This is a genomic window from uncultured Cellulomonas sp. (assembly GCF_947494015.1).
Taxonomy (GTDB): Bacteria; Actinomycetota; Actinomycetes; order Actinomycetales; family Cellulomonadaceae; genus Pengzhenrongella.
Map to the genome: position 1 here is coordinate 17,458 of NZ_CANLTL010000018.1, position 17,604 is coordinate 35,061.

At 75.9% G+C, this 17,604-nt stretch carries 15 protein-coding genes; 12 read left to right on the top strand and 3 right to left on the bottom strand.

The window, feature by feature from the left end:
• Nucleotide 1: 1 nt before the first annotated feature.
• Nucleotides 2-385: a cold-shock protein gene (locus Q0840_RS16930; protein WP_298461693.1), complete on the bottom strand. Its 384-nt coding sequence runs from the start codon at nt 383-385 to the stop codon at nt 2-4.
• Nucleotides 386-476: 91 nt separating this feature from the next.
• Between Q0840_RS16930 and Q0840_RS16935 the strand changes: the two genes are divergently transcribed.
• From Q0840_RS16935 to Q0840_RS16950, 4 genes are all read left to right on the top strand, one after another.
• Nucleotides 477-2,771 carry a helicase-associated domain-containing protein gene (locus tag Q0840_RS16935; protein WP_298461696.1) on the top strand — a complete coding sequence of 765 codons (2,295 nt, stop codon included), beginning with the start codon at nt 477-479 and terminating at the stop codon, nt 2,769-2,771.
• Nucleotides 2,768-4,420 carry a DNA repair helicase XPB gene (locus Q0840_RS16940; protein ID WP_298461699.1) on the top strand — a complete coding sequence of 551 codons (1,653 nt, stop codon included), beginning with the start codon at nt 2,768-2,770 and terminating at the stop codon, nt 4,418-4,420. Before Q0840_RS16935 ends, Q0840_RS16940 begins: the two co-directional genes overlap by 4 nt.
• A 147-nt stretch (nt 4,421-4,567) precedes the next feature.
• The gene (locus Q0840_RS16945; protein WP_298461702.1) at nt 4,568-5,530 is read left to right on the top strand and encodes an ATP-grasp fold amidoligase family protein; all 963 of its coding nucleotides are present in this window, start codon (nt 4,568-4,570) and stop codon (nt 5,528-5,530) included.
• Nucleotides 5,531-5,549: 19 nt separating this feature from the next.
• Nucleotides 5,550-7,184: an LLM class flavin-dependent oxidoreductase gene (locus Q0840_RS16950; protein WP_298461705.1), complete on the top strand. Its 1,635-nt coding sequence runs from the start codon at nt 5,550-5,552 to the stop codon at nt 7,182-7,184.
• 37 nt (nt 7,185-7,221) lie between these two features.
• Here Q0840_RS16950 and Q0840_RS16955 read toward each other — a convergent pair whose 3' ends face one another.
• Nucleotides 7,222-8,010, bottom strand: coding sequence for a type 1 glutamine amidotransferase (locus Q0840_RS16955; protein WP_298461708.1), 789 nt, complete (start codon nt 8,008-8,010; stop codon nt 7,222-7,224).
• A 69-nt stretch (nt 8,011-8,079) separates the two neighbouring features.
• Here Q0840_RS16955 and Q0840_RS16960 point away from each other — a divergent pair, with 69 nt between their 5' ends.
• From Q0840_RS16960 to Q0840_RS16995, 8 genes are all read left to right on the top strand, one after another.
• Entirely contained in the window at nt 8,080-10,224 is a 2,145-nt protein-coding gene (locus Q0840_RS16960; RefSeq protein WP_298461711.1) for a TPM domain-containing protein, read from the top strand.
• A gap of 135 nt (nt 10,225-10,359) precedes the next feature.
• Entirely contained in the window at nt 10,360-11,088 is a 729-nt protein-coding gene (locus Q0840_RS16965; protein ID WP_298461713.1) for a PspA/IM30 family protein, read from the top strand.
• A gap of 183 nt (nt 11,089-11,271) precedes the next feature.
• On the top strand, nt 11,272-12,012 hold the full coding sequence (locus tag Q0840_RS16970) for a response regulator transcription factor (protein ID WP_298461715.1): 741 nt from the start codon (nt 11,272-11,274) through the stop codon (nt 12,010-12,012).
• Nucleotides 12,009-13,724 carry a HAMP domain-containing sensor histidine kinase gene (locus Q0840_RS16975; RefSeq protein ID WP_298461717.1) on the top strand — a complete coding sequence of 572 codons (1,716 nt, stop codon included), beginning with the start codon at nt 12,009-12,011 and terminating at the stop codon, nt 13,722-13,724. The genes Q0840_RS16970 and Q0840_RS16975 overlap by 4 nt, the downstream gene beginning before the upstream one ends.
• A gap of 98 nt (nt 13,725-13,822) precedes the next feature.
• Nucleotides 13,823-14,680 (top strand): hypothetical protein, encoded by an 858-nt coding sequence (locus Q0840_RS16980; RefSeq protein ID WP_298461718.1) that lies wholly within the window; start codon nt 13,823-13,825, stop codon nt 14,678-14,680.
• 98 nt (nt 14,681-14,778) lie between these two features.
• On the top strand, nt 14,779-15,069 hold the full coding sequence (locus Q0840_RS16985) for a WXG100 family type VII secretion target (RefSeq protein ID WP_298461720.1): 291 nt from the start codon (nt 14,779-14,781) through the stop codon (nt 15,067-15,069).
• Nucleotides 15,070-15,119: 50 nt separating this feature from the next.
• Entirely contained in the window at nt 15,120-15,383 is a 264-nt protein-coding gene (locus Q0840_RS16990; RefSeq protein ID WP_298461722.1) for a DUF4031 domain-containing protein, read from the top strand.
• Between the two features lie 59 nt (nt 15,384-15,442).
• On the top strand, nt 15,443-15,826 hold the full coding sequence (locus Q0840_RS16995; protein WP_298461724.1) for a DUF3224 domain-containing protein: 384 nt from the start codon (nt 15,443-15,445) through the stop codon (nt 15,824-15,826).
• A 99-nt stretch (nt 15,827-15,925) separates the two neighbouring features.
• Here Q0840_RS16995 and groL read toward each other — a convergent pair whose 3' ends face one another.
• A complete protein-coding gene (gene groL, locus Q0840_RS17000) occupies nt 15,926-17,554 on the bottom strand; it encodes a chaperonin GroEL (RefSeq protein WP_298461727.1) in 1,629 nt (542 codons plus the stop codon).
• Nucleotides 17,555-17,604 lie beyond the last annotated feature (50 nt).

The window sequence follows — 17,604 nt, forward strand, 5'->3', positions numbered from 1 at the left end:
GTCAGCCCTCGAGGGCGTCGGCGACGACGCGCAGCACCGAGGCGTACTTCTCGCCGACGGCCTTGTCGGGGTAGCGGCCTCGGCGCAGGTCGTTGCCGACCCGGTCGAGCACCTTGATGAGGTCCTCGACGATCACGGCCATGTCCTCGGCCGGCTTGCGCGCGGCCTTCGCCACGGACGGCACCGGGTCCAGCACCTTCACGGACAGCGCCTGCGGGCCCCGGCGGCCGTCGGCGACGCCGAAGTCCACCTTGGTCCCGGGCTTGGGCGCGGCGACCCCCGCGGGCAGCGCCGAGGCGTGGAGGAAGACCTCGTCCCCCTCGTCGCTCGCGATGAAGCCGAAGCCACGCTCGGTGTCGAACCACTTGACCTTGCCGGTGGGCACTGGAACCTCGATGAGTCGTCGGACAACCCTGACCGCGCAAGTTTACCGGCGCCGGGCGGCGGTCGCCGCCGCCCGCGTACCGTGGGGCACGATGGCCACCTTCAGCGAGCACCTGCGTGCCCGCAGCGACCCCGAGCTCGTGGACCTGCTCGCGCGGCGCCCGGACCTGGCCAACCCGTCGCCGTCCACGATCGCCTCCCTCGCCGCCCGTGCCGGCAGCCGGGTCAGCCTCGAGCGTGCCCTGACCGGCGTCGACGCGTCGGTGCTGCAGGTGCTCGAGTCGGTGGTCGCCCTCGGCGGCGACCACGCCGGAGGCGCGGTGCCGGCCGCCGACGTCGCCCGCGCCGTCGGGGCCACCGGGGACGGCACCGCACGCACCGGCGTCGAGGACGCCGTCACCGAGGCCACCGCCCTGGCCCTGCTGTGGGGCGACGACGCCGGCCTGCACCCCTCCCCCGGCCTGGCCGACGTGCTCGGGCCCTACCCGGCCGGGCTCGGTCCCGTCGTCGACGACGTCCCGGACGACCTCGCCCCGCTGCTCGCCGAGGCGCCACCCGCGGCCCGCAGCGTGCTCGACGCGCTCACCTGGGGCCCCCCGGTCGGCCGGCGGCCGGCCGCCGACGCCGTCGAGGCCCGCCGGGCCGTGGAGTGGCTGCTCACGCGGGGCCTGCTCGCCCGCGCCGACACCGCCCACGTCGTGCTCCCCCGCCGGGTCGGCCTGGCGCTGCGGGACGGGCGCACGCACGCCCACCCCGAGACGCACTGCCCCCACCCGACCGGCACGGTCCACCCGGAGACCACCGTCGAGGCCGAGTCGGCCGGCGCGGCGCAGGAGATCGTGCGGCTGGTCGCCGCGCTGGTGCACCTGTGGGAACGCACCCCGCCGAACGTGCTCCGCTCGGGCGGCCTGGGGGTGCGCGAGCTGCGCCGGGCAGCCGGGGCCCTGGAGACGGACGAGGGGCTCGCGGCACTCGTGGTCGAGGTCGCCGGCGCGGCCGGCTTCGTGGTCGACGACGGCGAGGACCCGCCCGCCTTCTCCCCCACGGTCGACGTCGACGCCTGGTGGGACACCGACCTGGCCGCCCGGTGGGCGGTCCTGGCCGGCGCCTGGCTGGCGACCCCGCGCACGCCGTGGGTCGTGGGCGGCCGCGACGAGCGCGGTGAGCTGCGGGCCGCGCTGGACCCCGAGCTGGCCCGGCCGTGGGCGCCGCGCCTGCGCCGGGCGGTCCTGGAGATCCTCGCCGCCCGGGAGCCCGGCACCGCGCTGACCGCGGACGACGTCCTGACCGTCCTGCGCTGGCGCGCACCCCGCTCGGTCCCCCCGCCGGCGGCGGTCGAGGCGATCCTGCGCGAGGCCGGTCACCTGGGCGTGCTGGGCGCCGGCGCGCTGTCCCGGGCGGGCCGGGCGCTGCTCGAGCCGGACGCCGGCGACGCGGCAGCCGCGATGGCCGCGGCCCTGCCGGAGCCGGTGGACGACGTGCTGCTGCAGGGCGACCTGACCGGCATCGTGCCCGGGCGGCCCACCCCGGCGCTCGCGGCGCTGCTCGACCGCGCGACCCGGGTCGAGTCGCGCGGCGCCGCGCTCACCGTGCGGTTCACGGCCCAGTCCGTCGAGGAGGCGCTGGACTCCGGGCAGAGCGCGGACGAGCTGCTCGCCGAGCTCGCCGCGCACGCGCGCGGACCGCTGCCGCAGCCACTGGAGTACCTCGTGCGGGACACCGCCCGCCGCCACGGCCGGCTGCGGGTCGGCAGCGCCGGCGGGTACGTGCGGGTGGAGGACCCGACCCTGCTGGCCGGCCTCGTCGAGGACCCCGCGCTCGCCGAGCTCGGGCTGGTCCGGCTGGCGCCGACGGTGCTGGCCGCCCAGGTCGGCCCGGCGGCGCTGCTCGCCGCACTGCGCGCCCGCGGCCTGGCACCGGCCGCCGAGCGACCCGACGGCCAGGTGGTGCTCGCCCGCCCACTCGTGCGCCGCGTCCCCGGCCGTGGACGACGGCGCAGGGGCGCCATCGCCGGCGCCGGTGGTCCCGCCGAGGCCCCGGTCACGACGACGGCCGCCACCCAGCGGCTGCGCTCGCTGGTGCCGGCCCTGCGCCGCGCGGAGGCGCTGCAGCAGTCCGGCGCGGCGCCCGGCGCGCCCGGGGCCGCGGGAACACCGGACCCCGTCGCGGCGTTGGCCACCCTGCGGGAGGCGGTCGCGGACGGACGAGAGGTCTGGCTGGAGATCGTCGGCCCGGACGGCGCGCCGCAACGGCGGCGGGTGCGCCCGGTGCGGGTGGACGGCGGCCGGGTCCGGGCGGTGGACAGCGCCCGCGACGCCGAGCTGACCGTGGCCGTGCACCGCATCGCCGCCGTGACCCCGATCGACCCGGAGGACGCCCCTTCATGACCGACGGACCGCTGATCGTCCAGAGCGACAAGACGCTGCTGCTCGAGGTCGACCACGACCAGGCCGAGGCCTGCCGCCGCGCGATCGCCCCGTTCGCCGAGCTCGAGCGCGCCCCCGAGCACGTGCACACCTACCGGCTGACGCCGCTGGGCCTGTGGAACGCCCGCGCCGCCGGGCACGACGCCGAGCAGGTCGTCAGCGCGCTGCTGGAGTACTCGCGCTACCCCGTCCCGCACGCCCTGCTGGTGGACGTCGCCGAGACGATGTCCCGGTTCGGCCGCCTCCAGCTGGTGAGCCACCCGGTGCACGGCCTGGTGCTGCACGCCGTCGACCGGGCCGTGCTCGAGGAGGTGCTGCGCTCGCGGCGCACCGCCGGCCTGGTCGGCGAGCGCCTGGACGACACCGACGTCGTCGTGCACCCCTCCGAGCGCGGTCACCTCAAGCAGGTGCTGCTCAAGCTCGGCTGGCCCGCGGAGGACCTGGCCGGCTACGTCGACGGCGAGGCGCACCCGATCGACCTGGACACCAGCAGCTGGTCGCTGCGCCCCTACCAGCAGCAGGCCGTGGACGGCTTCTGGCACGGCGGGTCCGGCGTCGTGGTGCTGCCCTGCGGCGCGGGCAAGACCCTGGTCGGCGCCGGGGCGATGGCACGCTCGGGCACGACGACGCTCATCCTGGTCACCAACACCGTCTCGGCCCGGCAGTGGCGCGACGAGCTGGTCAAGCGCACGACGCTCACCGAGGACGAGATCGGCGAGTACTCCGGCGCCCGCAAGGAGATCCGCCCGGTCACCATCGCGACCTACCAGGTGCTGACCACGAAGCGGAAGGGCGTCTACACGCACCTGGAGCTGCTGGACGCCCGGGACTGGGGCCTGGTCGTGTACGACGAGGTCCACCTGCTGCCGGCGCCGATCTTCCGGATGACCGCGGACCTGCAGGCGCGCCGGCGGCTCGGGCTGACGGCGACCCTGGTGCGTGAGGACGGCCGTGAGGACGAGGTGTTCTCGCTCATCGGGCCCAAGCGGTTCGACGCCCCGTGGAAGGACATCGAGGCGCAGGGCTACATCGCGCCCGCGGACTGCGTGGAGGTGCGCCTGACCCTGCCGGACCGCGACCGCATGCTCTACGCGACCGCCGAGCCGGAGGAGAAGTACCGGCTCGCCGCGACCGCCGCCGGCAAGAACCGGGTGGTCGAGCAGCTCGTCGCCAAGCACGAGGGCGACCCGACGCTGATCATCGGGCAGTACCTCGACCAGCTCGAGGAGCTCGGCGAGCACCTGGACGCGCCGGTCCTGACCGGCGCCACCACGGTCACCGAGCGGCAGCGGCTGTACGACGCCTTCCGGGCCGGCGAGATCACCAAGCTGGTCGTGTCCAAGGTCGCCAACTTCTCGATCGACCTGCCCGAGGCGTCCGTGGCGATCCAGGTGTCCGGCTCGTTCGGCTCGCGGCAGGAGGAGGCCCAGCGCCTGGGCCGCCTGCTGCGCCCCAAGGGCGACGGCCGCACCGCGCACTTCTACACCGTCGTCGCCCGGGACACCGTCGACCAGGAGTTCGCCGCCCACCGCCAGCGGTTCCTGGCCGAGCAGGGCTACGCCTACACGATCGTCGACGCCGAGGACCTCGTCACCGACCCGAACGGGTGAGCCGGCCGGTGTGTCCGGTCTGTCCCGGTTTGACATGGTCTGACCGGTACCGCAGCATCGCCGGGCATCTGTGCGTGGAGTCGGCCGTCGGTGGACCGCGACGGTGCTGCCGGTCAGCACCGAGCGGGACCGGCGGAGGAGGACGACGTGCCCCCGGTGATCCACGACCTCGCCCCGGAGTCCGCGCCGCCGCGGACGTCGTCCGACCGCTGGGCGGCGGTGGGCCGGCTGGGCGACCGGGTCTGGTCCCGGATGCGCCGACGCTCGGGGCTGCAGTCCCTGTACCGCCGCGGCCCGCTCACGCTGCGCCGGTCCGTCCACTACCTGCGCTACTACGGCCGCCTGCCCCGTCTGGTGCGGCCCCGGACCCTGAACGAGAAGGTCAACTGGCGCATCTGCTTCGACCGCCGCGAGCTGCTGTCGTGGACGTGCGACAAGCTGCGGATGAAGCAGGAGGCGCAGCGCCGCGACCCGGGCATCGCGGTGCCCGCGACCCTGTGGCAGGGCACCGACCTCGCCGAGCTCGCGGCGCTGCCGCTGCCGGACCGCTGGGTGCTCAAGGCCAACCACTCCTCCCAGCTGGTGCACCTGGGCGCCGGCCGGCCGTCGGTGGCCGAGCTGGAGCAGGTCACGCGGGGCTGGCTCACCCCCAGCTACCAGGAGACCGTCTTCGGCGAGTGGGCCTACCAGCAGGCCGAGGTGTGCCTGCTCGTCGAGGAGTGGATCGGGGACGACGACGGCGCACCGCCGGCCGACCTGAAGTTCCTGTGCTTCGACGGCCGGGTGGCGGTGATCCAGGTGCACCTGTCCCGGTACTCCGACCACACCGTGGCCTTCTACGACCCGTCGTGGCGCCGGCTGCCGGTGACGGCGTCCAAGACCCCGCCCGCCCCCGAGATCCCCGCACCGCGCAACCTCGCGCAGCTGCTCGAGCACGCGCAGCGGCTGTCGGCCGGCTTCGACTTCATCCGCGTCGACCTGTACGACACCGACCGCGGGGTCGTCTTCGGCGAGTTCACCCCGTACCCGGCGAGCGGGCTGGTCGAGTTCGAGCCCGCTGGCTTCGACCGGTACCTCGGCGACCTCTGGACGCTGCCCCGCCGGCGCTGACCACCACCCAGGAGCGCACATGACCGACCTCGGACACCCCCTGCAGCTCGGGTCCTTCCTGACCCCGACCGCGAACGCACCGCAGCGCGCGGTCGAGCTCGCCCAGCTGTCCGAGGCGGTCGGGCTGGACCTGGTGACCCTCCAGGACCACCCGTACCAGCCCGGGTTCCTGGACACCTGGACGCTGCTGAGCGTCATCGCCGCCCGGACGTCGACCGTGCGCCTGGCGCCGAACGTCGCCAACCTGCCGCTGCGGCCGCCCGCGGTGCTGGCCCGCAGCGTCGCGAGCCTGGACCTGCTCAGCGGTGGCCGGGTCGAGCTCGGGCTCGGCGCGGGCGCCTTCTGGGACGCCATCGAGGCGATGGGCGTCCCCCGCCTGTCGCCCGGCCAGGCGGTCGACGCGCTCGCCGAGGCGGTCGCCGTCCTGCGCGCGCTGTGGGACACCGGCGCGCGCGGCGGCGTCCGGGTCGCCGGGGAGCACCACCACGTGGTCGGCGCCAAGCGCGGCCCCGCCCCCGCGCACCCGGTCGAGATCTGGCTGGGCGCGTACAAGCCCCGCATGCTCGCCCTGACCGGTCGCGTCGCCGACGGCTGGCTGCCGTCCCTGGGCTACCTGCAGCCGGGTGACCTCGCCCGGGGCAATGCCGTCATCGACGACGCCGCCCTGGAGGCCGGGCGCTCACCCGCCGACGTCCGGCGACTGCTCAACATCAGCGGCCGGTTCGGCCCGGCCGGACGCGAGCCGCTGCACGGACCACCCCAGCAGTGGGCGGAGGAGCTCGCCGAGCTCGCGCTGGCCGACGGCGTCAGCGTGTTCGTCCTGGGCAGCGACGACCCCGACGACCTGCGCCGCTTCGCGGCCGAGGTCGCACCCGCCGTCCGCGAGCTGGTGGCGGCCGAGCGGGCCGGTGCGGCGCACGACGCCGCCGCGGACGACCAGCGGGCGGCGCAGGACGCTGCCGACCGGCCCGGCGCGCCGCCGTCCACCCCGGTGCCGGCGCCGGTGCGGTCCGGGGCCGCCGCGGTGGGCCGGACCGCACCCGCCGCCGGCCGCTCCCCGTTCACCGTCGCCCCCACGCCCGACGACGGCGTCCGGCTGGCCGCCGACCAGCCGTGGGACGAGTCGACGCGTCCGCACGGCCCGGCGCCGGACCCGGACCGGCGCTACACCGCCGAGGAGCTCGCCGCCGGCCGGCACCTGGTCGACATCCACGACCACCTGCGCGCCGAGCTCGCCCAGGTGCGGGACCTGGTCGAGCAGGTCGCGGCCGGGGCGCTGGACGTCGGAACGGCGCGCTCGCACCTCAACACCATGACGATGCGCCAGAACAGCTGGGTGCTGGGCACCTACTGCGAGAGCTACTGCCGCGTGGTGACCACCCACCACACGCTCGAGGACCGCAGCATGTTCCCGCACCTGCGCCGCTCGGACGACCGGCTGGCCCCGGTGATCGACCGCCTCGAGCAGGAGCACCACGTGATCCACGACGTGCTCGAGGGCGTCGACCAGGCGCTGGTCCGGCTGGTCTCCGGGCCGGACGGGATGCCGGGCCTGCGGGCCGCGGTCGACCTGCTGACCGACACGCTGCTCTCGCACCTGTCCTACGAGGAGCGCGAGCTCGTGGAGCCGCTCGCGCGGCTCGGGATGCACTGACCGGACGGCAGGCGCGGACGAGGCCGCGCCGCCGGCCTCACCGGCCGGCGCGCTCGCGGGCTGCGGCGCGGCTCTCGACGAGGGCGGAGAACGCGTGCGCGAGCGCCCGGCCGGCCTGCGCCATCGACTCCGCGTACCGGTCGACGTCGGCGACGGCGGCCGCGGCGTCGTCGTCCGGCACCTCGTCCTGCGCCCACCGCACGAAGGTCGCGCGCGACGTCTCCGGGTGGAACTGCACCCCCCAGGCGCCACCGACCCGGAAGGCCTGGTGCGGGTAGCGCGCCGACGAGCCGAGCGGCACCGCGCCGGGCGGCAGCTCGGCGACCGCGTCGGCGTGCATCGTCGGGAACCGGGTCGTGCCGCCCGGCACCCGCGCGAGGGCGCCCACGAGCGGGTCGTCGGCGGCGGCGTCGCCCCACCGCACCGGCACGGCGCCGGCCTCCCGGCCCGCCGCCGCGGCCACGTCGACCCGTCCGCCGCACGCGACCGCGAGCAGCTGGGCGCCGAGGCAGATGCCCAGGGCCGGCGCGTCGTCGGCGTCCGCGACGGCCGCGAGCAGCGCCCGGGTCGGCACGAGCCACGGCGCCACCCCGTCCGCGAGGGCGTCCATCGTCCCGCCCAGCACCACGAGCCCGTCACCGACCTCGGCCGGCCCGGCCGGCACCGGGTCGCCGCGGTGGGCACGCACCAGCCGCACGCGCGCCGGGGCCAGCCAGTCGGTGAAGAGGTCCAGCGGGACGCCGTCCTCGTGCTGCACGACCGTGATGACACGGTCGGGGCCGGCGAGGGGGTGGGCGAGGGACTGGGCGGGGGACGGCTCACTCACCGGGCGACCGTACCGGCGCGGGTGCCGCGGCGCGTTGCGCCGCCGGGACCGGCGGGCAAGGATCGGCGCGTGACCTCAGCAGCCCACGCGCACCGCATCCGACGCTCCGCCGGTGACGTCGGCCCCCGCGGTGGCCGGGTGGCGCGCGGCCGCCGCGTCCTGCCCGCCGGGCTCGCGACCGCGCTCGCCGGCCTGCTCGCCGGCCTGCTGACCGGCCCCGTGCTCGCGACGTCGGCCGGGGCGGTGCCGCCGCTGGACGTCGCGGAGCAGGTGGTCGACGAGGCCGGCGTGCTCGGCGACGACGCCGCGGTGACCGCCGCGCTGGACGACCTCGAGCAGACCGCCGGCGTGCAGCTGTACGTCGTGTTCGTCGACGACTTCAGCGGCGCCGAGGGCGAGCCGTGGGCGATCGAGACCGCCCAGCGGTCCGACATCGGGTCCGACGACGTGCTGCTCGCGGTCGCCGTCGACGACCGCAAGTACGGGCTGGCCGTCCCGAACGACCTCGGACTGAGCCCGACCACGCAGAGCGCCATCCGGCGCACGGCGCTCGAGCCGGAGCTGTCCGCCGACGACTGGTCCGGCGCCGTCGTCGCGACCGCCGACGCGCTGGCCGACGCGCTCACCGGCACCGAGCCCGCCCCCGGCACCGGCGGGACCGGCTCGCCGGCGACGACGACGTCGTCCGGCGGCGGAGGCTTCCTGACCTGGCTGCTGCTGGGCGCGGTCGCCGTCGGAGCGTTCCTGCTCGTCCGCTCCTTCCGGCGCCGGTCGGACGCCGGCGCGCGGGGGGCGCAGGGCGCGCCGGGTCAGGGCGCCCCGGCGCCGGTGGACCTGGGCACGCTCGACACGCGCGCGTCGCACGCGCTGGTCCGGCTCGACGACACCCTGCGCGGCTCGGAGCAGGAGCTCGGCTTCGCCCAGGCGCAGTTCGGCGTCGAGGCGACCCGCCGGTTCACCGAGGTGCTCGCCGCCGCGAAGCAGGACGCGCTCGCGGCCTTCACGCTGCGTCAGCGCCTCGACGACGACATCCCCGAGACCGACGACGAGCGGCGGGCGATGCTCACCCAGATCCTCGGGCTGTGCGAGCGCGCCGGGACCGCGATCGAGCAGCAGACCCAGGCGTTCGACGAGCTGCGCGACGTGCAGGCCCGCGCTCCCGAGCTCCTGGAGGAGACCCGGCGCCGCGCGGACGAGGTCGCCGACCGCGTCCCGGCCGCCGGGCGGTCGCTCGACGCGCTGCGGCGCACCTACCCGCCCACCGCGCTCGCCTCGGTGGCGAGCAACCCGGAGCAGGCCGGGCAGCTGCTCGAGGCCGCCCGCGAGTCCGTCGAGCAGGGCCGCGCGGCGGTGACCGCCGGTGACCGGGCGGCGGCCGTGGTCGCCGCCCGCACGGCCGAGAACGCCGTCGAGCAGGCGGTGCACCTCCTCGATGCCGTCGACCGCGCCGGCACGGATCTCGCCGGCGCGTCCGCCGCGATCGCGTCCGGCCTGGCCTCGCTGGGCTCCGACCTGGACGACGCCGCCCGGCTCGCCCCGCGCGACGCAGCGGTGCAGGCGGCCGCCACGCACGCCCGCGCGGTGCGCGACGCCGCCCGCTCGGCGGGCTCCGGCGGCGACCCGCTCGCACTGCTGCACGACCTGCGCGAGGCGGAGGCCGAGCTGGACCGCGCCCTGGAGCCGGCCCGCGGCCAGGCCGAGCAGGCCGAGCGCGCCCGCGCCCAGCTGCGCGACGCCCTGGGGCCGGTCTCCTCCCGGGTCCGCGCGGTCCGGGACTTCATCGACACCCGGCGCGGCGCCGTCGGGCCGGAGGCGCGGACCCGCATCACCGAGGCGCAGCGTCTGCTGCACGAGGCCGAGTCCCTGCTGCGGACCGACCCCGGGCGCGGGCTGGAGCACGTGCGCCGCGCCGACGCGCTGGCCGGCGCGGCGCAGTCCATCGCCCAGCAGGACGTCGAGGAGTTCGAGCAGGACCGCTTCGGCGGCGGCCGCGGCGGCTTCGGCGGCGGGTACGGCCGGAGCAACGCCGGCAGCCTCATCCTCGGCGGCATCCTGCTGGACAGCGTCCTGCGCGGCGGGGGCGGCGGCTTCGGCGGCGGTGGGGGCTTCGGGGGCGGCGGGGGCGGCGGTGGCTTCGGCGGCGGCTGGGGCGGCGGCGGCGGCAGCTTCGGCGGCGGAGGCGGCGGCTTCGGGGGCGGTGGTGGCGACTTCTGACCCACCGCGGTCCCGCCCCGACCGGCGCGCCGCAGCCGGTGCGCGGACCGCCACGGCCCCCGGACGGGCACCCAGACGTAGGACAGCGGCACCGACCGGTACCGCACCCAGCTCGACGGACGAGAGGCAACGCCCATGACCGAGAAGCAGACCATCCTCGGACGCATCACCCAGCTGACCCGCGCGAACATCAACGCCCTGGTCGACAAGGCCGAGGACCCGCAGAAGATGCTCGACCAGCTCATCCGGGACTACACCAACTCCATCGCCGAGGCCGAGGGGGCGATCGCGCAGACGATCGGCAACCTGCGCCTGGCCGAGCAGGACCACAAGGCCGACCTGGCCGCCGCCGAGGAGTGGGGCGGCAAGGCGCTCGCCGCGTCGTCGCGCGCCGACACCCTGCGCAGCCAGGGCAGCACCGCGGACGCCGACAAGTTCGACAACCTGGCCCGGATCGCGATCGAGAAGCAGATCTCGTTCGAGCAGGAGGCCAGGGACGCCGAGCCGATGATCGCCTCGCAGACCGAGGTGGTGGAGAAGCTCAAGACCGGCCTGTCCGGCATGAAGGAGAAGCTCAGCGACCTGCGCCGGCGCCGCGACACGCTGGTGGCCCGCGCGAAGTCGGCCGAGGCGCAGGCCAAGGTGCAGGGCGCGGTGGCGTCGATCAACGTGCTGGACCCGACCAGCGAGGTCGCCCGGTTCGAGGACAAGGTCCGCCGCGAGGAGGCCCGCGTCGCGGGGCAGGCCGAGCTGCAGGCGTCGTCGCTGGACGCCCAGTTCGAGGAGCTCGAGAACCACGGGGTCGACGCCGAGGTCGCGGCCCGGCTGGCCGCGCTGAAGAGCGGCGGCTCGGCCGGCGTCTGACGCCCCGGTCGCGCCCCCGCGCACCGCACCCCGACGCCCCCGGGCCGCGGCCGTCCGCCGACGCCGCCCGGGGGCGTCGCGCTGCCGGACGTCCTCGCGGTCGGGCGTGCGCCGGGGATGTCGGCGCGCGCCGTCCCGGGGCCCGTCCAGCCAACTCACAGGCTGCGCGGCCACACTGGACCCATGCCTGCGCCCGCTGCCACCCCCGAGGCTCGGCTCGTCGTCGTCGACGACGAGCCGCACATCCGTGAGCTGCTCGCCACCTCGCTGCGGTTCGCGGGGTTCGAGGTGCACGCGGCGGGCGACGGCAACGCGGCGATGCGGCTGGCCCGGGAGGTCCACCCCGACCTGCTGGTGCTGGACGTGATGCTGCCCGACATGGACGGCTTCACGGTGACCCGCCGGCTGCGCGACACCGGGGTGCACGTGCCCGTGCTCTTCCTCACGGCGCGCGACGAGACGGCGGACAAGGTCGCCGGGCTCACGGTGGGCGGCGACGACTACGTGACCAAGCCGTTCAGCCTCGAGGAGGTGGTCGCGCGGATCCGCGCGGTGCTGCGGCGCACCCAGGGCGAGCGTCCGTCGTCCGACACGGCCGTCCTGCGGTACGCCGACCTCGAGCTCGACGAGGACAGCCACGACGTGCGCCGCGGCGACCGCGGCATCGAGCTGTCCCCCACCGAGTTCAAGCTGCTGCGGTACCTCATGCTCAACGCGGGCCGGGTGCTGTCCAAGGCGCAGATCCTCGACCACGTGTGGGACTACGACTGGGGCGGCGACGCCAACATCGTCGAGTCGTACATGTCCTACCTGCGCCGCAAGATCGACGCCCCGGCCGCGCCGGGCGACGACGCCCCGCCCCCGCTGCTGCACACCAAGCGCGGCGTCGGCTACGTGCTGCGACTCCCGCCGGGTGCGGCATGAGCCACCCGCGCCAAGGTCCCCCCGACGACGGCGCCCCGTCCGCCACGACGCCCGCCGGGCCGACGGACGGGTCGACCGACGCGCGGGCCGCGCCGCCGGCCCGCGGCCCGGTGGCGGACCGGCTGCGCGCCGTCCCGCTCGGCGCCCGCATGGTCGCGATCCTGTGCGTGGTGCTGCTGCTGGGGCTGTCGGCCGCCGGCGTCGCGGCCCTGACCCTGCTGCGCCACAACCTCGTCAACCAGGTCGACGCCCAGCTGCAGACCTACGCCCAGCCGCTGCTCGACGCCGCCAGCCGCCCCGGCGGCCGCGGTGGCTGGGGCCCCGGGGCGGACGCCAGCGCGCTGCCGAGCGACTACTACATCGAGCTCCTCGACGCCGAGGGCACGAGCCTGGGAGTGCTGGCGACGGCCGACACCACCGGCGCCGGGACGCCTCGCCTGGCCCCGCGGACCGCCGACGAGGTGGCCGCCGGCGAGCAGGCCCCGTTCACGGTGCCCTCGACACGGGGCACCGTGGACTGGCGCGCGGTCATGCTCCCGGGCGTCGCCGGGGGGCAGTACGTGACCGTGGTGCTGGCGCTTCCGTTGGCGGGGGTCGAGCGGACCCTGGCCCAGATGCGCACGGTGCTGCTGCTGACCGGCCTGTCCGTCATCGCCCTCGGCTCGGTCGCCGGCTGGGTCGCGGTGCGCCGGTCGCTGCGCCCCCTGCAGGAGATGGAGACGACGGCGGCGGCCATCGCCGCGGGGGACCTGAGCCGCCGGGTGCCGTCCGAGCCGTCGTCCACCGAGGTGGGCCGGCTCGGCGAGGCGCTCAACTCGATGCTCGGCCAGATCGAGCTCGCGTTCGCCGAGCGTGCGGCGTCCGAGGACCGCATGCGCCGGTTCGTCTCGGACGCCTCCCACGAGCTGCGCACTCCGCTGGCCACGATCCGCGGGTACAGCGAGCTGTACCGCATGGGGGCGATCACGACCCCCGAGCAGGTGGACGACACGGTGCGCCGCATCGAGGACTCGGCTGCGCGGATGGGACGGCTCGTCGAGGACCTGCTGCACCTGGCACGCCTGGACGAGGGCCGTCCGCTGCGCGCCGAGCCGGTGGACCTGACGGTGCTCGCCGCCGACGCGGTGAGCGACCTGCACGCCCTCGACCCGCGGCGACCGGTCCGGATCGAGCCGCTCGGGACGGCGGCCGGCGGCCTGCGGCCGTGCGTCGTCGTCGGTGACGAGGACCGGCTCCGCCAGGTGGTCGCGAACCTGACCGGGAACGTCGTGCAGCACACGCCACCCGGGACCCCGGTGGAGATCGCGGTCGGGGACGTCGACGGGCGGACCGTCCTGCAGGTCCGTGACCACGGTCCCGGGATCGCGCCCGGGCACGCGGCCCGGGTGTTCGAGCGGTTCTACCGCGTCGACACGTCCCGGACCCGGGAGTCCGGCGGCGGCGCCGGCCTCGGCATGGCGATCGTCGCCGCGATCGTCGGGGCGCACCGGGGCAGCGTCCGGATCGAGCCCACCCCGGGCGGTGGGACGACCGTCCGGGTCGAGCTGCCCACGGCCCGGCACCGCGCCCTGCCGGACGCCCTGCCCGACGGCGAGCCCGACGGCGAGCCCGACGGCGAGCCCGACGGCGCCCCGCGACCGCCCGGGCCCCCGGCGGGCGCCGCACCGGACGGCGGGCGCCGGCCGCGCGCGCGCCGCGTGCCGTCGACCTGAGCCGACCGGGTCACGCCCGTCCGGGCGACGCGGGCACCGCCTCCGCCGGGGATACGATGGCGCGTCCTTTCCGTACTCCGCGTCTCCGTGAGGCTTCGATGGGCGTCTACGACGCACCACAGTGGTTGCTGTCCAGCTGGTCCCGTAGCTGCGAGGGGGCCGGGGCGACGGCCTCGGCCGAGGAGATCCGGGCCGTCGGGTCCCGGCTTGTCGACCGGTGGTCGGAGCCGGGGCGGCACTTCCACAACCTCAAGCACCTGCTGCACGTGCTGTCCCGGGTGGACGAGCTCGCCGAGGAGACCCACGAGCCGGACCTCGTCCGGCTGGCCGCCTGGTACCACGGCGCCATCTTCGACGCCGCCGAGAAGGCCGCGTACGCCAACCGGGGTGGCGAGGACGAGGTCGGCAGCGCGGAGCTGGCGCGGACCGAGCTCACCGCGCTGGGTGTGCCGGAGCGTTCCGTGGAGCGCGTGGTCCACCTCGTGACGGCCCTGGCCCGGCACGCCGCCGCGCCCGGGGACTTCGACTGCGCGGTGCTGTGCGACGCCGACCTCGCCGTGCTGGCCGCAGAGCCGCAGCGGTACAAGGCCTACCTCAAGGAGGTCCGCGCCGAGTACGCGCACGTCCCGGTCGAGGACTACCTGCGGGCCCGCAGCGCGATCCTCACCAAGCTGCAGCAGCGTCCGGCGCTCTTCGCCAGCCCGCTCGGCGCGGCCTGGGAGGAGCCCGCGCGGCAGAACGTCGCGGCCGAGCTGCACCGCATCCGCAAGGAGCTCGCGGCCCTGGACGCCGCACCCCAGGACACCCCTGAGGCCGGGCCGGACGCCGGTGCGGCGCCCGGGACCGCCCCGACCGTCGCCGAGCCCGCCGCAGGTACGTCGGCGCGCGCGTCCGGCACCGGGGCCGACGGCGGACGGCGCCCCCGCCGGGGCCTGCCGACCTTCGGGCGCCGCTGACCGCGGGTCGTCCCCCGACGCCCCCGTCGGCCCGCGAGCGGCCCGGTGGTGCCCCCTAGCGTCGCCGCACCGGTGGACCGACGAGGGAGGCACCCGCGATGAGCAGGTACGAGGTCGACAGCGCCCAGGTGGCGGCGGCGAGCGCGGCGGTCCGCGCCTCGACGGCCGCGATCCGCACGGAGGTGGGCGCGATGATGCGCCACCTCGCGGAGCTGCAGACGGTGTGGCGCGGCGGTGCCGCGACCGCGTTCGGCACGGTGATGGCCGACTGGGCGGCGACCCAGGGGCGGGTGGAGGAGTCGCTGGACGGCATCACCGTGGCGCTGGGCTCTGCGGCGACGTCGTACGCGGACGCCGAGCAGCAGGTGTCGCGGCTCTTCGGGCGCTGACCACCGCCCGCGGCCCGGCCCGGTGGTCAGCGGCTGGGTACCCTGGCGCGATGGCCGTGCTCGTGGACCCCCCGCTGTGGCCGCGGCACGGTCGGCTCTGGTCGCACCTGGTGAGCGACACCTCGCTGGAGGAGCTGCACGGGTTCGCCGCGGCGGCCGGGATCCCGCCGCGGGGCTTCGACCGCGACCACTACGACGTCCCTGACGACCAGCACGCCCGCCTCGTCGAGCTCGGTGCCGAGGCTGTGGGCACCCGCGAGCTCGTCCGGCGACTGCGCGCCTCGGGCCTGCGCGTCCGGGCGCGCGACCGCTGACCCCGCCGACACGATCCCCCAGGACCCGACGCACCCGACGCACTCACGGAGGACCCGTCATGACGCTGATCGCACGTTTCACGGTGGACGGCGCGCAGCCGACGCGGCCACCCGGGCTCGACGGCGACTGGGTCGGGCTGCTGATCTTCGCCAAGACCTTCACGTCCGGCATCACCGGCACCGCCACGACGCTGTTCATGTCGGCGGGGACGGAGGAAGGGTCACGCTCGTACGTCGCGACCGAGCGCATCACCGGCCGGACCGACGACGGCCAGGAGGGTTCGGTGGTCGTCCAGCACGGCGGCCTCGAGTCCGACCCGGCCACCTGGTTCGGGCACATCGTCCCGGGCACGGGCACCGGTGACTTCGCCGGGTGGGCAGGCTCGGCCCGCATCGAGCACGACGACTCGGGGGCGTGCTTCCGGATCGACCTCGCCGGCTGAGCCTGCTCGCGCACGACGGCGGGCCGGCCACCCGAGGGTGACCGGCCCGCCGTCGTCAGTGCTCGACCTCTGCTGCGTCCCGCAGCGACGATCCGTGGATCAGAAGTCCATGCCGCCCATGCCGCCGTCGCCGCCACCGACCGGCGCCGGGTTCTTCTCCGGCTTGTCGGCCACGACGGCCTCGGTGGTGAGGAACAGCGCCGCGATGGACGCCGCGTTCTGCAGCGCCGAGCGGGTGACCTTGACCGGGTCGTTGATGCCGGCGGCCAGCAGGTCCTCGTAGTCGCCGGTCGCGGCGTTCAGGCCGTGCCCGACCGGGAGGTTGCGGACCCGCTCGGCGACGACGCCGCCCTCGAGACCGGCGTTGATCGCGATCTGCTTGAGCGGGGCGTCGATCGCGAGCTGCACGATCCGGGCGCCGGTCGCCTCGTCGCCGTCGAGCACGAGGCCCTCGAACGCGAGCTTGCCGGCCTGGATGAGCGCGACGCCACCACCGGCGACGATGCCCTCCTCGACGGCCGCCTTCGCGTTGCGGACGGCGTCCTCGATGCGGTGCTTGCGCTCCTTGAGCTCGACCTCGGTCGCCGCACCGGCCTTGATGACGGCCACGCCGCCGGCGAGCTTGGCGAGGCGCTCCTGGAGCTTCTCGCGGTCGTAGTCCGAGTCCGAGTTCTCGATCTCGGCACGGATCTGCGTCACGCGACCGGCGATCTGGTCGGCGTCGCCGCCGCCCTCGACCAGCGTGGTCTCGTCCTTGGTGACGACGACCTTGCGCGCGGTGCCGAGGACCTCCAGGCCCACGGTGTCGAGCTTGAGGCCGACGGTCTCGGAGACGACCTGGCCACCGGTGAGGATGGCCATGTCCTGCAGCATCGCCTTGCGGCGGTCACCGAAGCCCGGCGCCTTGACGGCGACGGAGCGGAAGGTGCCGCGGATCTTGTTGACGACGAGCGTGGCCAGGGCCTCGCCCTCGACGTCCTCGGCGATGATGAGCAGCGGCTTGCCGGCCTGGATGACCTTCTCCAGCAGCGGCAGCAGGTCCTTGACCGTGGAGATCTTGGACTCGACGAGCAGCACGTAGGCGTCCTCGAGGACGGCCTCCTGGCGCTCGGGGTCGGTCACGAAGTAGCCGGCGAGGTAGCCCTTGTCGAAGCGCATGCCCTCGGTCAGCTCGAGCTCGAGGCCGAGCGCGTTGCTCTCCTCGACCGTGATGACGCCTTCCTTGCCGACCTTGTCCATCGCCTCGGCGATGAGGTTGCCGATCGCCGGGTCGCCGGCCGAGATGCCGGCGGTCGCGGCGATCTCGTCCTTGGTCTCGATGTCCTTGGCGGCCTTGAGCAGCTGCTCGGTGACGGCCTCGACGGCCTTCTCGATGCCACGCTTGAGCGCGATCGGGTTGGCGCCGGCGGCGACGTTGCGCAGGCCCTCGCGCACGAGCGCCTGGGCGAGCACGGTGGCGGTCGTGGTGCCGTCCCCCGCGACGTCGTCGGTCTTCTTGGCGACCTCCTTGACGAGCTCGGCGCCGATCTTCTCGAGCGGCTCCTCGAGCTCGATCTCCTTGGCGATGCTCACACCATCGTTGGTGATGGTGGGCGCGCCCCACTTCTTCTCGAGCACGACGTTGCGGCCCTTCGGGCCGAGCGTGACCTTGACGGCGTCGGCCAGGGCGTTCATGCCCCGCTCCATGCCGCGACGGGCGTCCTCGTCGAACGCGATGATCTTGGCCATCGGTGTGTGTCCTCAATCTGTGCTGCGGATGGGTCGACCGGCGCCCGCGA